The organism is Corynebacterium sp. HMSC11E11 (assembly GCF_001807025.1).
Lineage (GTDB): Bacteria > Actinomycetota > Actinomycetes > Mycobacteriales > Mycobacteriaceae > Corynebacterium > Corynebacterium freneyi.
On the sequence record NZ_KV787094.1, the window covers coordinates 28,887 to 54,335 of the forward strand.

Below are 25,449 nucleotides of genomic sequence, written 5' to 3' on the forward strand. Positions count from 1 at the left end.
GATCAACTCTTCCGGGCCTCGACGGCGGCCGTCGCCCACTGGCGCCATCGGCCCACGCCCCGCGCCGGTGACACCCAGGGGGCGTCGTTCGGGCCGATGCGCACGTCGTCGCGAAGCAACCAATTGTGCACGACCCGCAGTTCATGCGGATTGGCGCCGAGGAAGGGGCCGTCGCCGGGGATCACGGTCTCGGCTGACTCGGCCAACAGGGCGGCGACGTGTGCGGCATTCGCGCCACGGGGAGATCGGCCCGCCGCCGCGAGACGTCCATACCGGACGACGGCGAGATTCCAGCCGCCGCGACCGTCGGGAAACGCCGCCTGCAGTTGGGGGACGGCGGCGAGTGCGCCGAGCTTCTGTTGCGCGTCGAGGGCGATGATCAGATCCGCGGTGATGTCCCGCAGAAACGCCGCCCTGCGGTAGCGCCCGGCGTCGGCGGCCGCGGTGACATCGTCGACGAGACGTTCGATGAGGTCGGCACCGCCCGCCCGGAGCTCGTCGGCGACGACGGGGAAGGAATCGGCGTCGAGTTTCAAAGCGTCCTTTGCGGCCTGCGCGGCATTGCGGGTGCGGAACGGGCCGATGGCGTCATCGTGCGCGGCGACGCGCGACACCTTCGGGCCCGCCTTCGCGGTCGGGGGATTGAGGTACCAGCCGCGGCCCGGTTCCTTGCGCTGTCTGTTATATGGGGGACGCGTCGCGGCGAGCATCCGGGCCTCGCGCACCTCCGCCTCCATTCCGTGCGCGCACTCGGCGAGGTCGACCGACTCGGCGAGCATTACCATCTCCCTCATCCGGCGACGGGGATCGGCACCGGTGAAGTACTGGAGAAGCCTCCGGCGAAGATCGACCGCCGTTCCTATATATAAGGGGTCGCCCGCGGAGCCCCGGAAAACGTAGACGCCCGGCGCATGCGGCGCGTCGGCGATGAGCGCCTTCTTCTCCCGGAGGGCCGGATCGACGTCCGGCGAAAAGTGTTCGAGCTCGCCGACGGTGTCGACGGAATGGCCGGCCAAGCGCTCGATGAGGTGATGGAGAACGGCGACCGTCGCCGCCGCATCGTCGAGAGCCCGGTGGTTCGGCGTGACTTCGGCCCCGACGTACCGGGCCAGATCGCCGAGCCGGAAGCTGCCGGTGCGATTCCGGTCGAGCAGCCGACGGGCCAACTGCAGCGTGTCCACGACGGTCGGTGCGGGCCACGGCAACCCCAATTGGCGGCAGGACGCCCGGAGGAACCCGATGTCGAAGGGTGCGTTGTGGGCGACCCACACTGCGCCGCGGGCGAACTCGAGGAAGCGGGGGAGAACCGAACCCAACTGGGGTGCGTCGTCGAGATCCGAATCCGTGATGCCCGTCAGATCCGAGATGAAGGAAGGCAGGGGCATTCCGGGATCGATCAGTTCGCTGAAACGGCCTTCCTCGACTCCGCCGCGCACCCGCACCGCGCCGATTTCGATGATGTGGTCGTCACCGGGGCGCATGCCCGTGGTCTCCAAGTCGACGACGACGAAGGTCGTGTCACCCAAACCCAGGTCGTCGGGAATGCGCCCTTCGCCGGAGTCGCCCCCGTAGCCGCTGCCGTGGGCGGCGTCGGCGAAGGATAGCTGGGCGGGATCGGAATCGGTCACCCGGCTGATTGTAGGTGGGGGTGCGGATCGCTCCGGCGGAGACTGCTCCGCATGCTGCGGGGCCATGGGCTTTCCTCATGGTGGCTCCGCGAGCTGCGCCGCCGTGGGCTCTCCGCATGGTGGCTGCGCATGCTGCAGGTCGTGGTCACGACGCTGTGGCGCGTGTGAAAGTTGTGCCCTCGTCAACGGTGGAACTCTAAAAAGTGATGCAATTCACATTGTTATGAGTTCGGTGGCGTCATGGTCGATCGTTGGCCCGTGACGCAATGCCGACATTTTCATAAACGGTGCTGGTCATCGGCGGTTTATCGTCGCGTGACGCTTTTGGTGTCCGTTCGCCAAAGTTTCATAACGGGTGCATAACGGAACGGGGTGCAACTCGGTAACGAAGTGATTTCGGCGGAGTTTTCGCGTGGCGGCTGGACAAGATCCGTTCCCGTTTCGTAATCTTGCCGAGACATTGAAGCGGGGCCCTCACAGAGGTGCCGCTCATGGCAGGAAACCAAGCCTAATCGGCGCCCGCGAGGACGCCGAGCCGGGGACCCACTCCATCCCGGGGTGAATCCCACCGGCGCGAGCCGGAGGGTAGGGAGAGCTTCCTTTGCTCCCGAACCCGTCAGCTAACCCGGTCGGCATGAAACTGGAAGAGATCACGGAGTTTTTTCAACATGGGTAAGCACCACCGCCGTTCCAACTTCGCCCGCAACGCCGCCGCCTTCGGCGCCACCGTCGTCGGCATCACCGCTCTGACCGCTCCGACCGCCGCCGCCGCGCCGGTCGCCATCCCGGGCGTCGGCTCCCTCGACATCGCGGGCGCCCAGGACGTCACCGGCCTCATCGACGCCATCCCGGGTGCCGGCGAGATCGCCGGCCGTTCCGTCGCGGCCGCCCCGGCCGTCTCCACCGGTCAGAAGATCGTCGACGCCGCTCGCTCCCAGATCGGTACCCCGTACGTGTGGGGCGGCGCTCAGCCGGGTGGCTTCGACTGCTCCGGCCTGACCTCCTGGGCCTACCAGCAGGTCGGCAAGTCCATCCCGCGCACCTCGCAGGCCCAGGCCAATGGCGGCCAGTCGGTCGGCATGGGCGGCAAGCAGCTCGGCGACATCATCGTCTTCTACCCGGGTGCCACCCACGTCGGCATCTTCTCCGGCGGCAACAACGTCATCCACGCCCCGCAGACCGGTGACGTCGTCAAGGAGGCCAGCATCGACTACATGCCGGTCCACTCCGTCGTCCGCTTCTAACGGCGACGCCATCCTGCCGTGATCGGCGGGGCCACGGGATTCGTCCCGGGCCCCGCCTCACGGCTTTTCGGGGTTTTCATCGGGGTCGACGAAAGCGCCCGATGGTCACTCCCGCCACAGATGGCATCGCCCGTCACGCGGTGGGTGGAGTGTTCTCGGAATCACGCCGAAGTGATTCGACCGGCCTTCAAACCGTTGTTAAAGTTCACCGCAGAATGCCCGCCCGACCAGGGCATGTATTGCGATGCTGCGCCGAACGTCGCCAGTCGACCGCCCCGCGCGCCGGCATCCCGTTTTCGAAAGGCCCTCCCGCATCGTGTGCCACCGCAGGAATCATTTCCGCAACGTGATCGCCTCCACCGCCGTGGTGGCGTTTCTCGCCGCGTCCGCGGCGATCGTGCCCTCCGCCGTCGCCCAGGAACTCACGGCAGACGGCATCATCGCCGAGCTGGAGGAGCTGGCCCGCGAGACCGAGGAAAACTCCCAGGACGTGCTGCGTCTCGACGGTGACGTCGTCAAGCAGGAAGAACTGGTCCGGCAGCTGGAGGGCGACGTGGAGACGGCGACCCGCGTTGCGGAAGCCGCCCGCGGCGAGCTGGACAAGCACCGCGGCGACATTTCGGAGTTCGCGCGGCAGCGCATGCGCGGTGACGTCGTGGATCCGATCACGGCCGTCATCGGCTCCAGCGATGCCCAGGACGCCCTGGACCGGTCGTCCTACGTCAACCGCATGTCCCGCGAAAGGGAGGCGACGCTGGCGGAGGTGTCGAGGCACCAGCGAGAGGCCGCCGACGGTTTCGCACGTGCCGCGGCGTCCCGGGCCCTGGCCGGCGTGGAGCTCAGCTCCCTGGAGCACCAGCGCGGCGAGCTGGAGAAGAAGTCCGGCGAGCTGGAGCGTCGGGCGCAGGAGGTCCGTTCGCGCGTTGACTCGCTGTCGCCCGAGGAGCTCGCGGCGTGGCGCGCCAAGGACAACCCGATCGTCGACGGCCTGGCCTCGCTGCTGGGCTCCTCCGGCGCGGTTGACGCGGCGATGACCAAGGTCGCTTCCCCGTACTCGTGGGGCGCGGCCGGCCCGGACGCGTTCGACTGCTCCGGCCTGATGTACTGGGCGTACCAGCAGCTGGGCAAGTCCATTCCGCGCACGTCGCAGGCGCAGTTGGCCGGCGGCACCCCGGTGAGTCGCGACCAGCTGCAGCCGGGCGACCTCATCGGCTTCTACGAGGGCATCACGCACGTGGGCATGTACGTGGGCGACGGCATGATCATCCACGCGTCGACCTACGGCGTGCCGGTGCAGGTCGTCCCGATCGAACAGGGCGGCCCCTACATGGGCGCCGTTCGCTACTGACCTGCGGGTGGTCCGCAGCCGATGACGGTTCCGGGACAGGACGACGGGGTGTTGCGCGACGACGGCCCGCGTGACGACGGCCCGCGTGGCGGCCATGGTCGCGTTTTGCTGATCACCAACGATTTTCCGCCTCGCCAGGGCGGCATCGAGTCGTATCTGCGGGATTTCTGCGGCACGCTCGATCCGGAGTCGTTGACGGTGTTGGCGTCGACGCGGATTCCCGGGTCGGAGACCCGCGATCATGATGCGGCGCTGCCGTATCGGGTTCATCGCCTGCGGGATCGGGTGTTGCTGCCATTGCCGCATGTGGCGCGGGCGGCGGCGCGGATCATCGCCGAGGAGGACATCGACGTCGTGTGGTTCGGCGCGGCCGCCCCGATGGGCCTGTTGGCGCGGGCGTGCCGACGGGCGGGGGCGCGACGGATCATTTCCACGACGCACGGCCACGAGGTCGGCTGGTCCATGCTGCCGGTGTCGCGGCGCGCGCTGCGGATCATCGGCGACGGTTCCGACGTGGTGACGTACATCTCCGGGTACACGCGCAATCGGTTCGCGGCCGCCTTCGGTCCGCGCACGGCGTTCGAGCGGCTGCCCTCCGGCGTCGACGTCGAGCGTTTCCGCCCCGACCCCGACGCCGGCGCCCGCATTCGCGCCCGTCACGGCATCGCCGCCGATCAGCCGCTGATCGTGTGCATTTCCCGGCTGGTGGCGCGCAAGGGGCAGGATTCGCTCATCGCGGCCATGCCCGCCGTCGTCAGGGCGCTTCCCGACGCCCGCCTGGTGATCGTCGGGGCCGGACCCTACGAGGCGACGCTGCGATCCCGGGCGGCGGCGTCGGGAGTCGCCGACCACATCATCTTCACCGGTTCGGTGCCTTTCGACGAGTTGCCGGACCACTACAACGCCGCGACCGTCTTCGCCATGCCCGCCCGCACCCGGGGCGGGGGACTCGACGTGGAGGGCCTGGGCATCGTCTACCTGGAGGCGCAGGCCTGCGGGGTGCCGGTCATTGCGGGTGAGTCGGGCGGGGCGCCGGAGACGGTCGTCGACGGCGTCACCGGCGTCGTCGTCGACGGTCGCGACATCGCGGCCCTGGCGCGGGCGATCACGGCGATCTGCGCGAAGCCCGAACGGGCCCGGCAGATGGGTGAGGAAGGACGCCGGCACGTCGTCACGCACTGGACCTGGGAGGTCATGGGTGCCCGCCTGCGCAGGATCCTCGCAGGAGACGCGCGCCGCGGGTAATCTCGGAGGGCATGAGCGACCGAACGCAGGGACAGATCCTGATCAACGCCCCTCGGGAGCGGATCCTCGACGTCGTCGGCGACGTGACCGCCTACCCGCAGTGGGCCACCGGCACCACCGCTGCGGAGGTCACCGAGGAAGGCGACCGTCCGCTGCGCCCCAAGCGCGCCAAGTTCACGCTGGAGACCGTGCTCAAGGACGTCTTCGAGCTGGAATACGACTGGGCGGACGACGGCGTGCGGTGGACGCTGCTGTCGTCGCAGCTGCAGAAGTCGCAGTCGGGAAGCTACACGCTGTCCGACGCCGACGGCGGGGCGGTGAAGGTGGTGTACGAGCTGGAGATCGTCACCGCCGTGCCGATGCTGGGCATGCTGCGTCGCAAGGCCGAGCACCGCATCATCGACACGGCACTGAAGTCGCTGAAGCGCCGCGTGGAGGGCCTGTCTGAGTGACCCCCGAACCCGCGCCGGGCGGTGACGCCGCCACCGGGCACCCGACGATGCCCTCCCTTTCGGAGGCGCCGCGCCACCCGGTGTACCTCGTGCCGGGGCCCCCGGGCGACCGGACCCCGGAGGATTTCCTGCCCGCGGATCTGACGTGGGCGGAGACGGGGCCGGACCCGATGGCGGAGGCGATCGGGCTGCTGCGGGAGATGGACGCCGACCCGTCGGCGTTGGACGCGCTGACCGGCTTCGCGGGTCTGGAGCGGCTGTTGGTGTGGGCGAAGGCCCAGGCGACGGCGGAGGGCGCGCCGGCCGGAGTGCGCATCGGAGAGACCGCGGACCGGCAATTGTCGTGGTTGCGCAGGCTGCAGGGCCCGGCGCAGTTGTCGGACATGCTCGATTTGATCAGCCCCCGCGTCGACCGGCATCGGTCAATGCCGGCGGTGTTCGGGGACCGGGCGCGGCGGGCGCGTCTGCTGGAGGCGTTGTGGACGTGGGGCCGGTCGTGGCAGCGCGTCGTCGATGGCGGCGGCGTTCGGCTGCGAGCCTCCGGTCCGGTTGATCCGACGGTGGCATCCGTGGCGGCGTGGCTGGGGGTCGTGGTGGAGGCGGGGACCGGTGACGCCGGTGCCGCCGGGGCCTCGGTTGCCGGAGCGGATGGGGCGGACGCGGCGGCGGAGTCCGTGCGGCGGCCGCGCCTGACGCTGGCGGATCTGGGCGTCGGCGGCGATGGCGCGCCGTTGTTTCGGCTGCGCGTCCGCGCGCCCCTGCATTTGGCGTTTCCGGAATTCGCCGGCTCGAGCGGCGGAACCGGCTCGGGCGGTGAGGCGGGTGAGGGGGAGGACGCGGATCGTCGTCAAGCTTTCCTGCTTGACGACGGCGCCGATCCGGCCGCATTTGCCGAACCCACCGTGGACGTCGACGCGTCGCCGAGGGGCGTGGCCGTGCAGGTCGCCGGGATCCCCAGGAGGTTCGACGCGCCCGCGATCCTGTCCCGTTGCGTCATGGAGAAGGTGCGCGTGACGCCGCCGGATACGTGGGTCGACGGTTGGGGGGATATTCTTGTCTGGTTCCGCGCGGATCCCGCGCAAATGCCGTGAGCGGCTGAACCACCCGACCCGCAACCCCACCCACCAGGAGCCCCACGTGACGACGCCCACCACCGCGCCCGCCGGGCCCACCATCGGCTTCGACATCGGCGGCACGAACCTGCGCGCGGCCGTGGTGTCCGCGGACGGCGTCGTCATCGACCGCATGCGGCGATCGTCGGACGGCACCGCGACGGACCTGGAGGACGGCATCGTCGAGATGACCGGCGCGCTGCTCGACGACCACCCCGATGTGGTGGCCGTGGGCCTCGCTGTGGCGGGATTCCTCGACTCGGATCGGCGCGTGGTCCGCTTCGCGCCGCACCTGCCGTGGCGCGACGCCGACGTGGCCGCCCGGGTGGGGCGGCGGCTGCCGTTGCCGGTGACCCTCGAACACGACGCCAATTCCGCGGCCTGGGGCGAGTACCGCTTCGGCGCGGCCCGCGGCGCCCGCGATTGGGTGCTGTTCGCCCTGGGCACGGGCATCGGCGGTGCGATGATGAGCGGCGGGGAGATCTACCGCGGCGCGTTCGGCACCGCCCCCGAGTTCGGTCACCTCACCGTCGTCCCCGGTGGCCGGCCGTGCTCGTGCGGCAAGCGCGGATGCCTGGAACGGTATTGCTCCGGCACGGCGCTGGCCGCCACCGCCCGCGAGCTGGCCACGACACGACGATTCGCCGGGCCGTTGGCCGCCGCGTGCATCGACGGCACGGCCACCGGAGCCGACGTCATGCTCGCCGCCCAAACCGGCGATCCGCTGGCCGTCGCCGCCGTGGGGGACTTCGCCGACTGGGTCGGTCGTGCGCTGGCGCTGGTCGCCGACGTTTTCGACCCGGAGCTCATCGTCATCGGCGGTGGCGTCGCCCAGGCCGCCGATCAGTACCTCGAGCGGGCCCGCGCGGTCTTCGGCACCGAAGTCACCGGTGCCGGACACCGGCCCACCGCCTGCATCGAGGTGGCCCGGTTGGGTGCCGACGCGGGCATGATCGGCGTGGCGGATCTGGCGAGGCGGACACCCGGTCACCTGGGAAAAACGCCCTGAACTGGTCAAACGCGAAACGCCCTGTATATTAGATCGGGTGAATAATCCCTGGTACAAGTTCTTCAAGTACGTGCTCATGGGCCCGTTCCTCCGGGTGTGGAACCGCCCGACGTACAAGGGCGGCGAGAAGATCCCCGACGAGGGGCCCGCGATCATGGCCTCGAATCACCTGGCGGTCATGGATTCCTTCTTCTTCCCGCTGGTCGCACGCCGTCAGATGACGTTCCTGGCGAAGATGGAGTACTTCACCACGCCCGGCCTGGTGGGGTGGATCCAGAAGTTTTTCTTCGCCAACACCGGCCAGGTGCCCATCGACCGCAAGTCCGGCGACGCCGCGCAGGACGCCCTCGATGCGGCCGTGAAGGTCCTCGATCGCGGTGACGTGCTGGGCATGTACCCGGAGGGCACTCGTTCGCCCGACGGTCGCCTGTACCGGGGCAAGACCGGCCTGGCCCGCGTGGCGCTGCAGACCGGGGTGAAGGTGTACCCGGTGGCGATGATCGGCACCAACAAGGCCAACCCCATCGGCACGTGGGTGCCCCGCCCGAAGAAGGTCGGCGTCGTCATCGGCGATCCGCTGGACCCGGCCGATTACGGCGATCGCGGCGACGAGTACGCCTGCGCCCGCGCCCTCACCGACGATTTGATGAAGGCCCTGCATTCGCTGTCCGGTCAGGCCTACGTCGACGCCTACGCCGCCGACGTCAAGGACTCGCTGTCGCGTGGCGACGGCTACCCGGAGGGCACCGAGCCGGGTGGACCCCTGGAGACCCCCGCCGTTCCCGCGGCGCTGTAAACGACGAACGGCGACTCTTCGCGGGCGGCGACCCCTCGGACGGTGGACCCGCGAACGGCGGGTCCCCGCCGGAGAACCACCACGACGCCCGGGCTATCCTGGGCGTCGTGCGCTATTTCTACGACACCGAGTTCATCGAGGACGGCCGGACGATCGATCTGGTCTCCATCGGTGTCGTCGCAGAAGACGGCCGCGAGTATTACGCGATTTCCTCGGAGTTCGACGCCCGGGCGGCGGGGCCGTGGGTGCGGGCCAACGTGCTTGGCCAGCTGCCCAATCCGTCGTCGCCGTTGTGGAAGCCGCGGTCGGTGATCCGCGACGAACTCGAGCGCTTTCTCCTGGCACCCGGCGCAGGCGATCCCGAACTGTGGGCGTGGGTCGGGGCCTACGACCACGTCGTCTTCGCGCAGTTGTGGGGCGACATGACCCGCCTGCCCCGCAAGATCCCGCGCTTCACCAGGGAACTCAAGCAGTACTGGGAAATGGCCGGCGAGCCGCGCCTGCCCCGCCAGGACGACGGGCGTCACGACGCGCTGGCCGATGCCCGCCACAACCTCGTGCGTTTCCGTGAGATCGCGAAGGTCCGCCCGCCGCGGTGACGGCGAGGTTGACATGGTCGGCTACGATTGCACGCGTGAGTTGGACCATTGACCTCCCCATGAACGATCTCCCCGACCTGCCGCCGCTGCCGGACGGCATCCGCGAGCGCTTCGAGGACGCCCTGTCCCGCACCGCGCTGCAGCAGCCCTCGTGGGACCCGAAGGCCGCGGCCAACGTGCGACGCATTCTGGAATCGGTGCCTCCGATCGTCGTGGCCCCCGAAGTGCGCAAGTTGAAGGAAGAGCTGGCCGACGTGGCCATGGGCCGTGCCTTCCTGCTCCAGGGCGGCGATTGCGCGGAGACCTTCGAGTCCAACACCGAGCCCCACATCCGGGCCAACATCAAGACGCTGCTGCAGATGGCGGTCGTCCTGACCTACGGCGCCTCCACCCCGGTGGTGAAGATGGCCCGCATTGCCGGCCAGTACGCCAAGCCGCGTTCGGCCGACCGCGATTCCGAGGGGCTTCTGAGCTACCGCGGTGACATGGTCAACGGCGTCGAGGCCTCCGAGGAAGCCCGCGTTCACGACCCGGCCCGCATGGTCCGCGCCTACGCCAACGCCTCGGCCGCCATGAACCTGGTCCGCGCCCTGACCGGTTCCGGCACCGCGGACCTGCACCGCCTGCACGAGTGGAACCGCGAGTTCGTCACCAATTCCCCGGCCGGCGCGCGCTACGAGGACCTGGCCCGCGAGATCGACCACGCCCTGCGTTTCATGCAGGCCTGCGGCGTCTCCGACTCCAATCTGCAGACCGCCGACATCTACTGCTCGCACGAGGCGCTCGTCGTCGACTACGAGCGCGCGATGCTGCGCCTGGCCCACGACGAGTCCGGCGACGAAAAGCTGTACAACCTGTCGGCGCACCAGCTGTGGATCGGCGAACGCACCCGCGGCCTGGACGACTTCCACGTCGCGCTGGCCGCGCTGATCGGCAACCCAGTCGGCGTGAAGATCGGCCCGAAGACCACGCCGGAGGAGGCGGTGGCCTACGTGGAGAAGCTCGATCCGCTGTTCGAGCCGGGCCGCCTGACCCTGACGTCGCGCATGGGCAACGACAAGGTCCGCACCGTGCTGCCGGCCATCGTCGAGGCGGTCGAGGCCACGGGCCACAAGGTCATCTGGCAGTGCGACCCGATGCACGGCAACACCTACAGCGCGTCCAACGGCTACAAGACCCGCCACTTCGACCGCATCGTCGACGAGGTCCAGGGCTTCTTCGAGGTCCACCGCTCCATCGGCTCCCACCCGGGTGGCCTGCACATCGAGCTGACCGGCGAAGACGTCACCGAGTGCCTGGGCGGCGCGCAGGACATCGCCGACGTCGACCTGCCGGGCCGCTATGCCTCGGCGTGCGATCCGCGCCTGAACACCCAGCAGTCGCTGGAGCTGTCGTTCCTGGTCGCGGAGATGCTCCGCAACTAAGGATCAACCCGTCCATCGCCCGTGCGCCGGGCCGGCCCGTCGATCGAGTCGGGGCCGGCCCGGCGTTCGGCTTCGGACCGGAACCCGCGCCGCGATCGGGTCCCGGGGCAGGACCGCGGCTGGTCCGGGCCCGGCGTCGGCTCGGACGCGCCCGTTCTAGAACCCGCGGACGGTGACGGTGTCGCCGCGTTTGGCGTCGCTGCCGGCGCGGGGGGACTGGCTGTAGATGCGGTCGTCGTCGCTGGCGTTGCCGTTGATCCGCAGTTTCAGGCCGCGTTCTTCGAGGCGTTCGCGGGCGTCGCCGATGGTCGAGCCGAGGACGTTGGGCACTTCGACGCGGTCGGAGACGACGATGTCGACGCTGGTGTCGGTCGGTTCGACCATGGTGCCGCCCTGCGGGGAGGTCGAGTCGACCCGGCCGGCCTTGCGGGGCGAGTCTTCGGTGCGGGTGACGTCGCGGACGACGAGGCCGGCGTCGCTGAGACGTTTGCGGGCCTCTTCGAGCGTCATCCCCTCCACGTCGGGGACTTCGATTCCGTTGTTGACGGTGAGCGTGACGTCGGAGCCGCGTTCCAGTCCGGTGCCGGGTTCGGGGTTGACGGACAGCACGGTTTCGGGGTCGTGGGTGTCGGAGAACTCCTCGACGACGTCGGCCACGGTCAGGCCGACGTCCTCGATGACTTCCCGGGCGTCGTCGATGTGCAGTCCGACGACGTCGGGCACGTTGACGGGGGCGCGTCCCTTGGACAGGTGGACGGTGACGGTCGACCCGGTGGCGACGGTTTGCCCGGCGGCGGGGTCGGTCATGAGGATCGCGCCCTTGGGGACGGTTTCCGAATACATGGGGTCGCCGGTGGCTTCGACGAGGGTGCGTTCCCGCAGCATCGTCGAGTACCGGGAGGGGGAGCGGTCGGCGGGCAGCGCGGGCACGGTGGGGCGGCCCAGGCTGACCAGGACGGTCACGGGCGCTCCTTTGACGGCGCGTGCCCCGGCGAGCGGTTCGGTGCCGATGACCTGCGATTGCGGCACCACGTCGTGGTATTGCTGCCGGGATATCGGTTCGAATCCGGCGTCGGACACGGCCGCCGACGCCTGTTGTTCGGTCATGCCGGAGATCGACGGCACTTCGCCGTAGCGTCCGGAGCCCAGCCACCAGGCGCCCAGGCCCATGCCCAGGGTCGCCACGAGGGCGATGATGAGCCAGATGGCGAAGCCGGTCCGGGTGCGTTGGCGTCCCTCCCGGGCCCGTGCTTGACGACGGTCCGGCGTGGCCGCCCGTCCACCGCGTCGCTCAATGGCACCGGCGTCGACGGCGGTGTGGCGCGCGCCCCACTCGTCGACGGCGCCGGGGCGAGTCGCCCAGTCGTCGGCGGGACGGTCGGCGAAGTCCTCGTCGCCGTACTCGTCGCGGTATTCGTCGTCGACGTACCGGTCGGCGTACCGGTCGGCGTACCGGTCGTCGTGACGGTCGCCGCCGTACCCCTCCTCGTCATAACGGTCGTCGTAGCCGTCGCCGTCATCGGGGGAGGTGAACATGCCGGGTGCCGGCAGGGGAGCGGCCGGAACGTCGTGGCGAGTTTCGTTCATCCGGTCATGGGCATGCGGCCCGAACAAACCGGGCTCCGGCGGGCCGTCGAAAAGCTCGGTTCCGCGCACGTCCTCCGGATCCGGCGCCGCGAGGTCGTCCTTCGTCCGGGACGCGCGGTGCGCCGCCGAATCGACCGGGGCGGGCACCCGAAACGGCGGCAGCCCCAGCACGCCGACGATCTCCTCCAGTTCCGCGGCGAACTCCGCGGCCGAGGCGAACCGGGCGGACGGCTCGCGGGCGCAGGCTCGGGCGACGAGCTCGTCGAACTCCGGCGGCACGCCGTCGATGGCCTCCGACGGCGGCGGCACGTCCTTGTTCAGGCGCTGCAGGGCCACCGCCAGGGACGTGTCGCCGGAAAACGGCGTCGACCCCGTCAGCAGCTCGTAGAGCAAGATGCCCGTGGAATACACGTCGGACGCCGGGGTGATCTCCGCGCCCGTGACCTGTTCCGGAGACAAGTACCCGACCGTGCCGACGATCACCGAATTCGACGTCACCTTCGAATCCGCCGCAGCCCGCACCAACCCGAAGTCGGCGAGCTTGACCTTGCCGGAATCGGAGATGAGCACGTTTTCCGGCTTGATGTCGCGATGCACCATCGACCGGTCATGGGCCAACGACAACGCCCGCAACACCGGGGCCAGCACCGCGGCCGCCGCATGCGGGGGCATGGGGCCTCGCTCGCGGAGCAACTCGCGCAGCGTGCCGCCGTCGACCAACTCCATGATCAAGAAGACGTGCCCCGCGGCGTCATGGCCTTGGTCGTAGACGTTGACCAGCGACTCATCGGCCATGCGCGCCACCGCGCGGGCCTCCCGCTCGAACCGGGTGCGGAAGGACTCGTCGTGGACGAATCGGGGGTCCATCACCTTCGCGGCGACGTCCCGGCCCAGCCGCAGATCCGTTGCCCGGTGCACGGAACTCATGCCGCCGCGTGCGATGAGCGGACCGATGCGGTACCGGCCGTCGAGGACGTCGCCCTCGCTCACTTCAGCCATAAGCCCCTTCTCCTCCCATGTGACGCCCACCAGTATGACCGACCGCCGCGCGCCGGTGCCAACGCGGTCGGACGTCGCCGCCGGGCGCGGTAAGGTTGCGGCGTGAGAAAGATCCCCACGTGCCCCGATGTCCTGCCCGCCGACGAAGAGACCCTGGTCGTCCCCGACGTCGCCGACCGACTCGGCGTGCCGGTGACCCGCGTCCACGCGATGCTGCAGGAGGGCAAGCTCGTGGCCGTCGACCGCGGCGGAGTGCCCCGGGTGCCGGCGCTGCTTCTCGACGACGACGGCGTCAACAAGTTCGCCGCGGGCGCCCTGGCCGTTCTCTCCGACGGCGGCTTCCGCCCCCACGAGGCGTTGACGTGGCTGTGGACCGAAGACGAGTCGCTGCCCGGCCGCCCCATCGACGCGTTGCACGGACACCTGGCGCGCGAGGTCATCCGCCGCGCCCAGGCGATGGCGTTTTAAACCACCCGGACGGCTTAAATCATCCGGACGGCGGAGTCACCGCGGCGGGTCGTCGTCAAGCGACCCCCGCCACCGCACCGCCCGGCGGACGTCGCCGTTGACCAGCCACCGCAGGGCGAACCACGCGGCGACGGTGATGACGATCATCCACGGCACGTCGTAAAAGCGGTTGTTGCCGCCGCCGGAAAACGACAGGCACAGAATCAGCGTGGCCACCACCGTGCCCTGGACCAGCCACCGCGGCGGCCGGAACGTGCCGATCGGCGTGAGCAGGCTGGCGTAGTACCAGGGCAGGGCCACCGCGTTGAACACCACGGCCACGCCGTAGGCCGCGACCATGCCGGCGACGTTGCGGCGCGGATTCTGGCGGAAGACGAACCAGCACGCCACCAGACCGACGACCATGATCACCGACGACACCCGACGCGTCACGGCGACGATGGAGTTGAACACCACCGTGTCGTCGATCCACGCCATCACCGCCGCGATGGCGCCCGCCACCGCCGACGGCGCGGCCAGGGGGTTGATCACCTTCGTGTTGCCGCTGATCTCCGTCAGCCAACCCCACGTCGAACCCGTCAGCCACGTCACCGCCGTCAATGCGCCGACCATGAGCGCGGACATGCCGATGCCGTAGCCCAGCAACGACGGCACTCGGCGGAAGACGGCGGACCAGTCGGCCAGCTCGCCGCCGCGGGTGACTGCGATCCACACCAGAAACGGCAGCGCGATGACGGCCGTCGCCTTCAACGACACCGCCACGCCGATGAGCAGGGCCGCGACGACCGCGCCGCGCAGGCGGGGCATCATCAGTCCCGCCGCCAACGCCAGCGACACCAGGCCGACCATGATCGACTCGTTGTGCAGACCCGCCACCAGGTGCAGCAGCACCAGGGGATTGAGCACGCCCAGCCACTGCGCCGACGCCGGATCGCCGCCGAGCTTCACAGCGATGCGCGGCACCGACCACACGATGGCCAGGAACCCCAGCACGCACAGGATGCGGAACAGCACGATGCCGACGGTGATGTTGTCGCCGACGATGCGGGTGATCACCTCGTTGATGCCCAAATGCAGCGGGCCGTACGGGGTGGTGGTGTTGCGCCAGTCGGCGGAGACCTCCAGCAGCATGGGGCCGGGGTTGACCGCCGCGCCTTCGCTGTACGGGTCGAAGCCGTCGCGCATCATCGCGCCCTGCATGAGGTACGAGTAGATGTCGCGCGAGAAAACCGGGGCCGACACCGACAGGGGGATGAGCCACCACAGCAGCGACCGGTTCAGCGTGCGCAGACGGTCGACGGCGGGGGCGGGGCGGTCGAAGATGAGCCGGCGGCCGGCGAGCAGCCAGGCGGCGAGGATGCCGACGACGCCGACCCAGATGAAGATCTCGAACAGCGCGAAACCATGCCCGTAGGTGATCCACCCCAGGCCCAGCGCGTCGACGATGCCGCCGCGGTAGCGGGTCGCGCCGGCGCCGTAGGAACCCAGGGCCACGAACAGCGCGCCGACGAAGCCGAGCTTTGCGGAGTCGGTCCACCAACGGTCGCGGGTGGAGGGTGCGGCTTCGGGCTTTCCGACGGCCGGTGCGGTGTCCGGAGACGGCGTGGACGTGGTTGCGGCGTCGGCGGTCACCGGACCGCACCTCCCGTGAATCGATCGGCGGCCAGAGCGCCGGAGAGCATGACGGTGGGCACGCCCACGCCCGGCACCGTCGTGGACCCCGCCAACACGAGGTTCGACGGCAGGCGCGGGGAAAGATTGCGGGGACGGAACGGCCCGGTCTGGCGGAACAGGTGCGCCAACCCGAACGGGCTGCCGTCGATCATGCCCTGCTCGGCCCAGGTCGCCGGGGTGTCGAGTCGCCCGACGGACCAGCGCTCGGAGATGCCCGTCAACCCCCGGTCCTCCAGGACGGCGGTGACCTCCGCCAGGTGCGCGGGGCCGACGAGATCCCAGTCGACGTCGGCCGACGCCAGATTCGGGCACGGCGCGAGGACGCTGACCGGCTCCCACTCCCGGCCCTCGGCGTCGACGACGATGCGGTCGGGGCACGTGACGGCGGGGCGGGTGACCAGCAACGACGGATCCGACATGAGGGAACCGCCGCGCGGCGAGGAAATCTGGCGGAACGTGTCGTCCCACGCCTCGCCGAAGGAGATCAGATGATGCCGATCGGGCCACTTCCTCGTCACCTCCACCGGCGCGGCACCGTGGGCGACCATCGCCGACGGAGATGACCTCGTCGGGATGATCCGCTTCTTGGCCGGAGCGCCGGCGTCGTCAAGCCAACCCTTCACGACCGGAAGATCGACGGTGGCGACGATGCCGTCGCAGGGCAGGGACTCGTCGCCGCATTCCACCGCGGTGACGCCGCGGCCGCGACCGTCGACCGCAAGACCCGTCACCGGAGCGGACAGACGCAACGTGCCGCCCGCACCGACGAAAGCCTCCGCCATGACCTCGGCGATCGCACCCATGCCCGACCCCGTGCGCGACGCGGTGGGGTAGAAGACGCCCATCGACGTATCCATGTGCGCGATGCAGCCGTACACCGCCCGCGCGCTCTTCGGCGCAACGCCTGCGTACAGGGCCTGGAAACTGAACACGCGGGCCAACAGCTCATCGCCGAGCAGCGACTCCACCCGGCCGCCCAACGAACCGAACGCCCCGAGCTGAAGCAGATGCCCCAAATCGCCCGCCGTGCCGGAATCACCGACCATGTCCAGCGGAGAATCGAAACTCGCCGCCATGAAATGCGGATACGCCGACGCGAACATCTCCGCCAACCACTCGCGCAACCGGTGATACCCCTCGACGCGCGGGGCGGGATCATCGCCGCCTGCCTCCGCGAACCGGGCGATCTCGGCGGCCATGCGGGAAGCGTCGCCGTAGACGTCCAGCGCCCGGCCATCGTGGAACATCGCATGGTAGGCGGGGGCCAGGCGTTCGACCCGGAACGCCGGGTCCACGTCGGAGATCCGCTTGCCGACGGCCGACAGCGCCGACTCGACCAGCTGGGGCATCGTCCACACCGTGGCGCCCGTGTCGGTGCGCACGGTCACGCCCGCGCCGGGCACCCGAACCTCCTCGGTGGCGCAACGACCGCCGACATGGTCGGCCGAATCGACGACCGTGACGCGGTGGCCCGCACCCGTCAGATGCAGCGCGGCGGTCAGCCCGGCCAGGCCCGCGCCGATGACGACGATGTCCCGCTCCCGTCCTCCATCACCGGCGGGGACGCGGCGCCGGGGGCCCGGCACCGGCGACAGCGGCAGGAACTTCATGAAGGCGGGGGCGGGATTCTGCAAGGGGGTTCGACCTCGATGTCTGTGGCGGATGATCCGGGCGGGTGACCCGGCGGGGGCCGGCGGGGCCGGGGACTACCAGGCCCGGGCGGTGGCGCGGCGGCCCATGTCGGCCAGACGCTCCCGCTGTTCCTCGACGATCGGCGCGGACTCCAGGGCCTCCAGGCCACGGCGGGTCAGACGGTCGATCTCGAGCTCGATCTGCTCGTCGGCACCCGAAGCGTGGATGAGATCCCGCAGTTCGGCGACGTCGTCGAGACCGTCGACCCGGCCGAGCTTCTCGTCCAGATGATGCGCGCCGTCCGGATCGGTGACGCGCAGACGTTCCAGGGCGGTGGCCACCAGCACCGTGCGCTTGCCCTCGCGCAGATCGTCGCCCGCCGGCTTTCCGGTGACCTCGGGGTCGCCGAACACGCCGAGCTGGTCGTCGCGAAGCTGGAAGGCGATGCCGATGTCCATGCCGAACTCGCGGTAGGCGTCGACGATGTCGTCGCCGGCGCCGGCGATGGCCGCACCGATGTGCAGGGGACGCTCGATGGTGTAGGCGGCGGTCTTGTAGCGGTTGACCTTCTCCGCGACGCCCACGCGCGAATCGCCGGACGCTTCCGCCGTGATGTCGAGCAGCTGGCCGCCCAACACCTCCGTGCGCATGCGCCACCACGGCTCGCGGGCCCGATTGCGGGCGGCATCGGTCAGACCCGACCCGTGGAACATGTCGTCGGCCCAGGCCAGGGCGATGTCGCCGGCCAGGATCGCCACCGAATGGCCGTAGTGGACGGCGTCGCCGCGCCAGCCGTTGTCTCTGTGGCGTGCCTCGAAAATCTTGTGCACCGTCGGATTGCCGCGGCGAGTGTCGGAGGCGTCGATGATGTCGTCGTGGATCAGCGCGCAGGCCTGGATGAACTCCAGCGCGCACACCGACCGGAACACCGCCTCGGCGTCCTCGACATCGGCGTGCATTCCCCTGTCGCCCCCGGCGCCGAGCCAACCGGCCCAGGCGAAGGCGGGCCGCACCCGCTTGCCGCCGAGCAGCGTGAAGTCGCTCAGCGCACCGATGACCCGGGAGAACTCCTCGTCGATGTCGGCGACCATCGCCGACCGGGCGTCGAAGAAATCGGTCAACGCTCCGGTCACCGCGGCGGGGACGTCGCGGGGGGACATTCCGGGGTCGATCACCGGGTACTTCGCAGAGTCGGCCATTACGCCACCTTTCGGGTGCATTCGCCTGTATTCGTCGCCACACGAGACCCGGGTCGGCCACGTCTGGCATTCTCCCCATAAGATAACCGGTCATGTCCGAATTCCCGCCACCGGCGGTGGGCCGCCAGGTTCCGATCCGCCATGCGTTGACCCTGCCGAGCCCCGGCCCGATCCCGTTCTCCGTCGAGTTCATGCCGCCGCGGGATGACGCGGCGGAAGAACGACTCCTGCGCGCCGCGGAGGCCTTCCACGACCTGGGGGCGTCGTTCGCTTCGGTGACGTACGGTGCGGGCGGTTCCTCCCGAGACCGCACGCTGCGCATCGCCGAACGCGTTTCCCGCGAGCCGTTGACCACGTTGGTGCACCTGACGCTGGTCGGACACTCCGTTCCGGAGCTGCGGCAGATCCTGCGCGCGTACCTCGAACGCGGCCTGACCAACCTGCTGGTCCTGCGCGGGGACCCGCCGGGCGACCCGCTGGGCGACTGGACGCCGACCCCGGATGGTCTGCAGTACGCCTCGGAACTCATCGAGCTGATCCGCGACGAGGAGGAATTCGCCGATTTCGAAATCGGCATCGCCTCCTTCCCGGAGGGCCATTTCCGTGCGCCCGACCTGGAGTCCGACACCCGCTACACGCTGGCGAAGCTGCGTGCCGGCGCGGAGTACTCGATCACCCAGATGTTCTTCGACGTCGACCACTACCTGCGGTTGCGCGACCGTCTCGTGGCGGCGGACCCGGAACACGGCGCGAAGCCGATCATTCCGGGGCTCATGCCGATCACGTCGATGCGGTCGGTGCGTCGTCAGCTGGAGCTGTCCGGTTCGGCGCTGCCGCCTGCCCTCGACGAGCGTCTGACGCGTGCGGCGGCCGGCGACGAGGAAGCCAACCGCGACGAGATCCGAAAGGTGGGCATCGAGGTCACCACCGAAATGGCCGAGCGCCTCATTTCCGAGGGCGTGCCCGGCATCCACTTCATGACCCTCAACTTCGCCCGCGCCACCCAAGAGGTCCTGCACAACCTCGGCATGGCGCCGGCGTGGGGAACCGGGCAGGACATGGTCCGGGGCGGTTTCTGACCGTCAGTTGGGGAGTCGGCGGGTGGAGCGCTGATCAGTCGCGCATGTCGTGGTCGCGGCGCGCCCACAAAACCACCAACAAGGCGGCGAGGATGCCTGCGGCGGTGGTCAAACCGACCCACAACAGCAGCTGGTCACGGTCGGTGCTGCCCGCCGGGGACGTCGCCCAAAACGTCGAGTCGCGTCCGCCCTCCATGGTCCAGCGCACCGTGTGCCCGCCGTCGACCGTGCCGTTCGTGCCGGTCACCGGCGCGGGGAACGCGATGGCCAACGTCACCCGGGAACCGGGGAAACGGGTCAGCGAGGCCTTGCCGTTCAACGACACCTGATTGCCGCCGACGCGCTCGAGCTCGAGATCGATCGCGTCGCCCGCCGCGGAACCGACGAGGTCGTGCACCTCATCGAACGTGAGATCGCGCAGCGTGTACGTCGCGGTGCGACTGTCGCCGGAGTGGCCCGTCTCCACGGTCACGGCATCACCGAAGTTCTCCGGAATCTCCCAGAGATTCTCCCGCGACGTCGCGTTCTGCGGCATCGCCACATGCACGGTGCCGTTGACGCGGTCGGACCCCGAAATGGTCACCGCAGCATCGGCGGTGAAACATCCCGCCAACGCGAACACCGGCACGATCACCGCCAACAGTGCCATGAACCGGCGACGAAGTCCCTCAGCGGTCATCGTGGGGACTCCTTCCCTCCGGTCGGGTGGACGCAGGGGCGGCGGCGTCGTCAAGCGAATCATCCGCGGTCAAGGGAAGCGGGGCACCGAGCACCGCGAAGGGGCGCGAATCGCCCGCGAAATGGAAATGACGCAGCACATCGCCGAAACCCAGGCGCCGGTACAGACGCCAGGCACGGTTGGCCTCGGCGGGAACCTCGGGAGTCGACAGGAGAACACGGCGCTCCCGACGACCGTGCATGAGCTCGCGGATGAGGCGTTCGCCGAGGCCGGCACCTTGATGCCGCGGATCGACGTGAATTTCGGCCAACTCCACGTAATCGGTCAACGTGTCCGACACGACGTGAAGGGGAGTGCGGCGCTCCGCCATCCCCGCACGAACCTGGACATGCCACCACTGCGTCGGCGTACCCGACTGGCAGTAGGCGACGCCGACCAAAGGAAAAGAGACGTCGGTCAACGCCACATGCGGGGAGACGTCCTCCGGATGCGCCACTGCGGCCACCGCCGCCCACCCCGGCTCGTGGCGGGCGAACGCCCACGCCCGAACGCGCGAGTCGACGATCGACGGGTCATAGCCCATCGCTTCGACGTAAAGGGAGACGGCCTCATGAAGCCGAAGCCGGAAAATCCGTTCCGGCATGGGGAGGACGCTGTATCGCACCCGTACAGCTTAACCGGGGTTGCCAGCGGCGCGGCGAAAAGTCGGTGTTCGGGCGCGTAAACGAACCTTGCGTGCGAATGGGTGTTCGAATATTCTGAAGGGGAATCCGGGGAGGCTCTTGCTGTTCGGGGTGTCGCGGAGGCGATGGTGGGCCGGTGGTGCGGAACCCATCGAACGAATGATTGGAGCTTCGCCGATGCCTGTGGTGGTGCGTCGGACGAGGCGATGGACATGGAAGGAAAGGAGAAGACCAATGGCACGCGTGGAACAGGGGAGGAGTGCGGTGGTGGCGCCGTCGGGGCTGTCCGCTCAGGCCGTTTCCTTCCTCGGGCGGGCGGACTCGCTGCTCGCGCAGGCCAAGACCGCGTCGCCGGCTGACCGACTGGACCTGTCGTACCAGGCGGCGCTGCGGGTGGCCGGTGCGGTGATCGCCGAGAAGCCCGGTCGGCGACGCAAGTCGGACAACGGAGCCTGGGCGCGGGTGCGCAGGCACGCTCCGGCGTACGCGCCGTGGGCCGCGCGGTTCGAGGCTCTGACGCCGCGATGGGAGGATGTGCGCATCGGGCTGGCCCGTGGCGTCGATGAATTGGAGGCCCGGCGAGTGCAGGCTCTGGCCACCGATTTTCTCGCCGAGGTGGAGGCCGATTTCGGAATGCTTCCCGACGTCGCCTGATCATGTGGGAAAGCGGTGGTTTGTCTGGGGGAGACGTGCGTACACTGGCCCTACGGGCGACACCCGTCGGAATTTCTTCCGGCCCCCGGCCGGTCACGTGGAATGCGGGGGCAGGTTCGGGAACAAAAGAGGCGCGTCGGCCGTTGAACCCCATAGAGCGTTCGCCGTCGGCGGTGGCAGGTGTCGCCGCCGGGGGGCGTGGATGATGTGAAGTACGAGTAGCCCGACCGTGAGTCAGGGGAGGAAACCCATGGGACTTTCCGAGCAGGAACAGAGGATGCTGGCCGAGATCGAATCGGCGCTGTATGCAGAGGATCCGAAGTTCGGCTCCACGATGTCCGGAAAATCCATGGGGTTCGAACACGGTGGCGCGCCGCGCGGATTCTCGCCCCGGGTCATCGCCATCATCGGCGTCGGTCTGCTGCTTCTCGTTGGCGGCATGGCGTTGGCGACCACCAGCCTGTGGTTCCTGGCGCTGAGCATCATCGGATTCTTGGCCATGTTCGGCGCCGGCGTGTGGGCGTTGACCGGATCGGGTGACGGCTCCCCCCTCGTGTCCGTCGGCGTCGGCGGTTCCCGCGGATCCGGCGCCAAGAAGCCCCGCCGCCAGGGACCCGCAGGCGGCGGCATGGAAGACCGCTTCCGCGGCCGCTTCCAGGACCGCTGACGAACCAGCCCGAAGGAACGCCATCCCGCGCCGTGGTTCGCGGGTTCGGGCCGTGTGCGTCGGCGTATGCACGTCGGCGTAATCCAACGACTCACGTCGGCATAACCCGCCATCCGGCCCCCTCGCCATGAGGGGGCCTTTTTCGTGCGCCACGAGGCTCAGCCGCGGCGACCGATACCGCTCCGCTGCCGCGTCCCACTCCAATCCGTCGCATTAACCACTCCGCTCCACCGCAGCGCCCCACTTCGCCCCACCGCGGCCACCCACTTCGCCCCACTGGCGTTTCGTTGGCCATTGCCGGGAGGGGGATGGTGGGCATTGGCGCGTGGGGCGAAAAAGGGGAGAATCCGCGATGGGTCCTGCATTTGGCCTGTTTGAAGGCTGTATTTCGCCAGTTCGCGCCCGGATCCTCCGCTTTTGCTCACGCCCCTTGGTGTGTGACCTGCGGCACTTGAAGGCGACGCGCCGGTCGGTGGAAATCGTCGTCAAGCATGCTGCGTGACACTGCGCACGGGCGGACGCTCCACCTGCGAATATGCAGGTTGACAGGTTAAAGGCGCTGAAAAACCGCAGGAAAGTGGGGCGGAAGGTGTTGCTTGTGGGGCAAAGTGGGGTACTGTGGGCCGTGATGTTGGAGAGGTCGACCGACATCGCAGAAAAAAGACGAATACCGATGAGATGACGAGATGCGGCGCCACCGCGTCGGCCGGACAAGGGGAGAGGAGCCGGAAACGACATGTTCCTCGGCACCTACACCCCGAAGCTGGACGACAAAGGTCGCCTGACGCTCCCGGCGAAGTTCCGCGACGAACTCGCCGGCGGGTTGATGGTGACCAAGGGGCAGGACCACTCGCTGGCCGTCTACCCCAAGGACGAGTTCATCCAGCTCGCACAGCGCGCGACGAAGGCATCCCGGACCAACACCCGGGCCCGCGCCTTCATCCGCAACCTGGCGGCGAGCACGGACGAACAGCGGCCCGACGGGTCGGGGCGCATCACGTTGTCGGCGGATCACCGCAAATACGCGGGCCTGACCAAGGAATGCGTGGTCATCGGATCCATCGATTTTCTGGAGATCTGGGACAAGCAGTCCTGGGAGGCCTACCAGGCGGAGCACGAAGAGGACTTCTCCGACGGCGAAGACGATTCGCTGTTCGGGGTTCTGTAGGACTCGCCGCGCCGCCCGGGACGGGAGCGTCCGCAAGGACTCTGTCCGAACCGACCCTGGTGTACTTCCCCGATACCAGGTCCGGTTCGGGCAGGGCCCTGTGCACGCGCCCCGCGGATGACGCCGAGCGAGGTAAACGAAACCGATTGCGATTCTTCCGGAGGGAGTGCCGATGACCGATGTCAACGATGTGACTGGAGTGGCCAACGGTGCTGAAGTTGTGCCGGAAAGTGCCTCGGCAGCGGCCACCGCATCGACTCCCGGCGACCGCAAATCCGGCGAGCACGGCCACGTGCCCGTCCTCCTGCATCGGGTCACCGAGCTCCTCGAACCAGGCATCACCGGCGTTGGCTCCCCGGACGGGACCGGCGCCGTCGTCGTCGACGGCACCCTCGGCGCCGGCGGTCATGCGGAGCACCTGCTGGAGACGTTCCCCGGCCTGCACCTCATCGGCCTGGACAGGGATGCCGCCGCGCTGACGTCGGCGCGTGAGCGGCTGGCTCGTTTCGGCGATCGGTTCGTCGGCGTCCAGACGCGGTTCGACGGACTCGCGGACGTCATCGGCATCGACGGCGCCGTCGCGGTCCCGGGTTTCGACCCGGAGGATTCCGGCAATCTCGACCCGGACGCCCCGGCCATCGCGCTGGCCCGCGAGGTCGGTCTTGCCGGCGCGTTGTTCGATCTCGGCGTGTCCTCCATGCAGCTCGACCAGGTCGACCGTGGTTTCGCGTACCGCGTCGACGCGCCGCTGGACATGCGGATGGACCCCACCACGGGCCCGACCGCGGCGGACGTCCTCAACGGGTACTCGCACGGTGATCTGGCGCGGATCCTCTCGACGTACGGCGACGAGCGTTTCGCGGGCCGAATCGCCGCGGCCGTGCTGAGGGAACGCGAGAAGGAGCCGTTCACCACGTCGGGCCGTCTCGTGGAGTTGCTTTACGACGCCATCCCCGCGGCATCCCGCCGAACGGGAGGGCATCCCGCGAAGCGCACGTTCCAGGCGCTGCGCGTGGAAGTCAATCGGGAGCTCGAGGCGCTGGAAAACGTCCTGCCCATGGCGTGCGAGGGACTTGCCGTCGGTGGCCGGGCGGTGTTCATGAGCTACCAGAGCCTCGAGGACCGCCTGGTCAAGCGTGATTTCGCCGAACGCGTGAAGTCCACGACGCCGGCCGGGCTGCCGATGGAGCTTCCGGGTCACGAGCCCAAGTTCCGGTTGGTCACCCGCGGCGCCGAAAAGGCGGACGCAGCGGAGATAGCGGACAACCCGCGTGCCGCACCGGTGCGCGTGCGATGCATCGAACGCGTCAGGCCGGATTGACGGAAGTCGGGAAAGCCCTCGGCGGCCACCACCACAAGGCGACAACCGAATAACAGCACCCCCAGCCCCCCCACTCACCACCACCGACCCGCCGCTTGCGGCGTAGACCACGGGAGAAGCCATGGCAGCCACCATCACGGACGACGCCCCCACCCGCACGATCGGGCGTGGCCGCGTCCACTCGCCGGCCGCCCCCGCCCCGCACCGCCGAAACAAGGGCCGCAGGTCGGCGTACCGGGGGCGCACCGGTTCCCGGCAGGTCGTCTCCCTCAGGGGACGCCGCCTGACGAACACGACGGAGGACCGTTCCACCGTCCGCTTCGCCGCCGGTTCGATCATGGTGGTCGTGCTGGGCATCATCCTCGCGATGGTGCTCTCCGGCCTGTCCACCTCCCAGTCCTTCGAACTCAACGCGGCCCGCAAGGAAGAGCAGCGTCTGCGCGACGGCATCTCCGTCCTCGAGCGCGACGTCGAGTTCCAGCGGTCCACCGCGGAAATCGCCCGTCGCGCCACCGAGATGGGCATGGTCAACGTCGAACAGCCGGCGATCCTCGTCGTCGGCGAGGATGGCGCGGTCCACGAGGTGCGTCCGGGTGACCCGGAGCACCAGCGCATCGTCGACATCAACGGTGCGGCCGAGCGCCCCGATGCCCCGACCTCGGACCCCGCCGAGACCGAATACGTCCCGGGCATGCAGGCCCCGGCCGTCCAGGAGGCCAGCCCGGCGGCCCCGCAGCTGCCCGCCCAGGCCCCGTACGCCCCGGCTCCCGCCCCCGCCCCGG

General features: G+C 69.3%; 23 protein-coding genes and 1 riboswitch. Of the genes, 16 read left to right on the plus strand and 7 right to left on the minus strand.

Annotation, left to right across the window (positions count from 1 at the left end):
• Nucleotides 1-2: 2 nt before the first annotated feature.
• Nucleotides 3-1,628, minus strand: a complete 1,626-nt coding sequence (locus tag HMPREF3121_RS00440; RefSeq protein ID WP_246816017.1) for a DEDD exonuclease domain-containing protein — start codon at nt 1,626-1,628, stop codon at nt 3-5.
• 495 nt (nt 1,629-2,123) lie between these two features.
• Nucleotides 2,124-2,279: riboswitch (cyclic di-AMP (ydaO/yuaA leader) on the plus strand.
• Nucleotides 2,280-2,296: 17 nt separating this feature from the next.
• Between HMPREF3121_RS00440 and HMPREF3121_RS00445 the strand changes: the two genes are divergently transcribed.
• The 9 genes from HMPREF3121_RS00445 to HMPREF3121_RS00485 all read left to right on the plus strand — a co-directional run bounded on the left by HMPREF3121_RS00445 (nt 2,297) and on the right by HMPREF3121_RS00485 (nt 10,857).
• Nucleotides 2,297-2,872 (plus strand): C40 family peptidase, encoded by a 576-nt coding sequence (locus HMPREF3121_RS00445; RefSeq protein WP_070519027.1) that lies wholly within the window; start codon nt 2,297-2,299, stop codon nt 2,870-2,872.
• Between the two features lie 316 nt (nt 2,873-3,188).
• Complete coding sequence (locus HMPREF3121_RS00450; protein WP_371327294.1) at nt 3,189-4,220, plus strand: NlpC/P60 family protein; 1,032 nt, start codon at nt 3,189-3,191, stop codon at nt 4,218-4,220.
• Between the two features lie 21 nt (nt 4,221-4,241).
• Nucleotides 4,242-5,465, plus strand: a complete 1,224-nt coding sequence (locus HMPREF3121_RS00455) for a glycosyltransferase family 4 protein (protein ID WP_083291107.1) — start codon at nt 4,242-4,244, stop codon at nt 5,463-5,465.
• Nucleotides 5,466-5,476: 11 nt separating this feature from the next.
• On the plus strand, nt 5,477-5,917 hold the full coding sequence (locus HMPREF3121_RS00460) for an SRPBCC family protein (RefSeq protein ID WP_070519030.1): 441 nt from the start codon (nt 5,477-5,479) through the stop codon (nt 5,915-5,917).
• Nucleotides 5,914-7,008 carry a hypothetical protein gene (locus tag HMPREF3121_RS00465; protein ID WP_070519032.1) on the plus strand — a complete coding sequence of 365 codons (1,095 nt, stop codon included), beginning with the start codon at nt 5,914-5,916 and terminating at the stop codon, nt 7,006-7,008. The genes HMPREF3121_RS00460 and HMPREF3121_RS00465 overlap by 4 nt, the downstream gene beginning before the upstream one ends.
• A gap of 46 nt (nt 7,009-7,054) precedes the next feature.
• Entirely contained in the window at nt 7,055-8,038 is a 984-nt protein-coding gene (locus tag HMPREF3121_RS00470; RefSeq protein WP_070519034.1) for an ROK family protein, read from the plus strand.
• 37 nt (nt 8,039-8,075) lie between these two features.
• On the plus strand, nt 8,076-8,834 hold the full coding sequence (locus HMPREF3121_RS00475; RefSeq protein ID WP_070519036.1) for a lysophospholipid acyltransferase family protein: 759 nt from the start codon (nt 8,076-8,078) through the stop codon (nt 8,832-8,834).
• Between the two features lie 107 nt (nt 8,835-8,941).
• The gene (locus HMPREF3121_RS00480) at nt 8,942-9,433 is read left to right on the plus strand and encodes a polyadenylate-specific 3'-exoribonuclease AS (protein WP_035124188.1); all 492 of its coding nucleotides are present in this window, start codon (nt 8,942-8,944) and stop codon (nt 9,431-9,433) included.
• 35 nt (nt 9,434-9,468) lie between these two features.
• On the plus strand, nt 9,469-10,857 hold the full coding sequence (locus HMPREF3121_RS00485) for a class II 3-deoxy-7-phosphoheptulonate synthase (protein ID WP_070519037.1): 1,389 nt from the start codon (nt 9,469-9,471) through the stop codon (nt 10,855-10,857).
• 156 nt (nt 10,858-11,013) lie between these two features.
• Here the strand turns inward: HMPREF3121_RS00485 and HMPREF3121_RS00490 are convergent, their stop codons facing one another.
• The gene (locus HMPREF3121_RS00490) at nt 11,014-13,443 is read right to left on the minus strand and encodes a PASTA domain-containing protein (protein WP_070519039.1); all 2,430 of its coding nucleotides are present in this window, start codon (nt 13,441-13,443) and stop codon (nt 11,014-11,016) included.
• 102 nt (nt 13,444-13,545) lie between these two features.
• Between HMPREF3121_RS00490 and HMPREF3121_RS00495 the strand changes: the two genes are divergently transcribed.
• Entirely contained in the window at nt 13,546-13,911 is a 366-nt protein-coding gene (locus HMPREF3121_RS00495) for an Rv2175c family DNA-binding protein (protein ID WP_070519041.1), read from the plus strand.
• Nucleotides 13,912-13,947: 36 nt separating this feature from the next.
• Here the strand turns inward: HMPREF3121_RS00495 and HMPREF3121_RS00500 are convergent, their stop codons facing one another.
• From HMPREF3121_RS00500 to HMPREF3121_RS00510, 3 genes are all read right to left on the minus strand, one after another.
• A complete protein-coding gene (locus HMPREF3121_RS00500) occupies nt 13,948-15,543 on the minus strand; it encodes an alpha-(1->6)-mannopyranosyltransferase A (protein ID WP_083291108.1) in 1,596 nt (531 codons plus the stop codon).
• The gene (gene crtI / locus HMPREF3121_RS00505; protein WP_246816018.1) at nt 15,540-17,219 is read right to left on the minus strand and encodes a phytoene desaturase family protein; all 1,680 of its coding nucleotides are present in this window, start codon (nt 17,217-17,219) and stop codon (nt 15,540-15,542) included. Before crtI ends, HMPREF3121_RS00500 begins: the two co-directional genes overlap by 4 nt.
• A 72-nt stretch (nt 17,220-17,291) precedes the next feature.
• Nucleotides 17,292-18,416 (minus strand): polyprenyl synthetase family protein, encoded by a 1,125-nt coding sequence (locus tag HMPREF3121_RS00510; protein WP_070519042.1) that lies wholly within the window; start codon nt 18,414-18,416, stop codon nt 17,292-17,294.
• 92 nt (nt 18,417-18,508) lie between these two features.
• Between HMPREF3121_RS00510 and metF the strand changes: the two genes are divergently transcribed.
• Nucleotides 18,509-19,495, plus strand: a complete 987-nt coding sequence (gene metF, locus HMPREF3121_RS00515; RefSeq protein ID WP_070519045.1) for a methylenetetrahydrofolate reductase [NAD(P)H] — start codon at nt 18,509-18,511, stop codon at nt 19,493-19,495.
• Nucleotides 19,496-19,529: 34 nt separating this feature from the next.
• Here the strand turns inward: metF and HMPREF3121_RS00520 are convergent, their stop codons facing one another.
• Nucleotides 19,530-20,174 (minus strand): LppM family (lipo)protein, encoded by a 645-nt coding sequence (locus HMPREF3121_RS00520; RefSeq protein ID WP_141742892.1) that lies wholly within the window; start codon nt 20,172-20,174, stop codon nt 19,530-19,532.
• Complete coding sequence (locus tag HMPREF3121_RS00525; protein ID WP_070519048.1) at nt 20,164-20,817, minus strand: GNAT family N-acetyltransferase; 654 nt, start codon at nt 20,815-20,817, stop codon at nt 20,164-20,166. Before HMPREF3121_RS00525 ends, HMPREF3121_RS00520 begins: the two co-directional genes overlap by 11 nt.
• A gap of 274 nt (nt 20,818-21,091) precedes the next feature.
• Here HMPREF3121_RS00525 and HMPREF3121_RS00530 point away from each other — a divergent pair, with 274 nt between their 5' ends.
• From HMPREF3121_RS00530 to HMPREF3121_RS00550, 5 genes are all read left to right on the plus strand, one after another.
• A complete protein-coding gene (locus tag HMPREF3121_RS00530) occupies nt 21,092-21,511 on the plus strand; it encodes an SAV_6107 family HEPN domain-containing protein (protein WP_141742893.1) in 420 nt (139 codons plus the stop codon).
• A gap of 250 nt (nt 21,512-21,761) precedes the next feature.
• Complete coding sequence (locus HMPREF3121_RS00535) at nt 21,762-22,178, plus strand: DUF3040 domain-containing protein (protein ID WP_070519050.1); 417 nt, start codon at nt 21,762-21,764, stop codon at nt 22,176-22,178.
• 736 nt (nt 22,179-22,914) lie between these two features.
• Nucleotides 22,915-23,346 (plus strand): division/cell wall cluster transcriptional repressor MraZ, encoded by a 432-nt coding sequence (gene mraZ / locus HMPREF3121_RS00540; protein WP_035124155.1) that lies wholly within the window; start codon nt 22,915-22,917, stop codon nt 23,344-23,346.
• Between the two features lie 172 nt (nt 23,347-23,518).
• On the plus strand, nt 23,519-24,667 hold the full coding sequence (gene rsmH, locus HMPREF3121_RS00545; RefSeq protein WP_083291111.1) for a 16S rRNA (cytosine(1402)-N(4))-methyltransferase RsmH: 1,149 nt from the start codon (nt 23,519-23,521) through the stop codon (nt 24,665-24,667).
• Between the two features lie 121 nt (nt 24,668-24,788).
• A partial coding sequence (locus HMPREF3121_RS00550) for a cell division protein FtsL (protein ID WP_070519052.1) occupies nt 24,789-25,449 on the plus strand: 661 nt, incomplete at its 3' end.

What these genes read in the sequence shown, in the direction of transcription:
- HMPREF3121_RS00445 (WP_070519027.1), top strand. Translation starts at nt 2,297, where the DNA reads ATGGGTAAGCACCACCGCCGTTCCAACTTCGCCCGCAACGCCGCCGCC.
- HMPREF3121_RS00455 (WP_083291107.1), top strand. Translation starts at nt 4,242, where the DNA reads ATGACGGTTCCGGGACAGGACGACGGGGTGTTGCGCGACGACGGCCCG.
- HMPREF3121_RS00460 (WP_070519030.1), top strand. Translation starts at nt 5,477, where the DNA reads ATGAGCGACCGAACGCAGGGACAGATCCTGATCAACGCCCCTCGGGAG.
- HMPREF3121_RS00490 (WP_070519039.1), bottom strand. Translation starts at nt 13,443, where the DNA reads ATGGCTGAAGTGAGCGAGGGCGACGTCCTCGACGGCCGGTACCGCATC.
- HMPREF3121_RS00510 (WP_070519042.1), bottom strand. Translation starts at nt 18,416, where the DNA reads ATGGCCGACTCTGCGAAGTACCCGGTGATCGACCCCGGAATGTCCCCC.
- metF (WP_070519045.1), top strand. Translation starts at nt 18,509, where the DNA reads ATGTCCGAATTCCCGCCACCGGCGGTGGGCCGCCAGGTTCCGATCCGC.
- HMPREF3121_RS00520 (WP_141742892.1), bottom strand. Translation starts at nt 20,174, where the DNA reads ATGACCGCTGAGGGACTTCGTCGCCGGTTCATGGCACTGTTGGCGGTG.
- HMPREF3121_RS00525 (WP_070519048.1), bottom strand. Translation starts at nt 20,817, where the DNA reads ATGCCGGAACGGATTTTCCGGCTTCGGCTTCATGAGGCCGTCTCCCTT.
- HMPREF3121_RS00530 (WP_141742893.1), top strand. Translation starts at nt 21,092, where the DNA reads ATGGCACGCGTGGAACAGGGGAGGAGTGCGGTGGTGGCGCCGTCGGGG.
- HMPREF3121_RS00535 (WP_070519050.1), top strand. Translation starts at nt 21,762, where the DNA reads ATGGGACTTTCCGAGCAGGAACAGAGGATGCTGGCCGAGATCGAATCG.
- mraZ (WP_035124155.1), top strand. Translation starts at nt 22,915, where the DNA reads ATGTTCCTCGGCACCTACACCCCGAAGCTGGACGACAAAGGTCGCCTG.
- rsmH (WP_083291111.1), top strand. Translation starts at nt 23,519, where the DNA reads ATGACCGATGTCAACGATGTGACTGGAGTGGCCAACGGTGCTGAAGTT.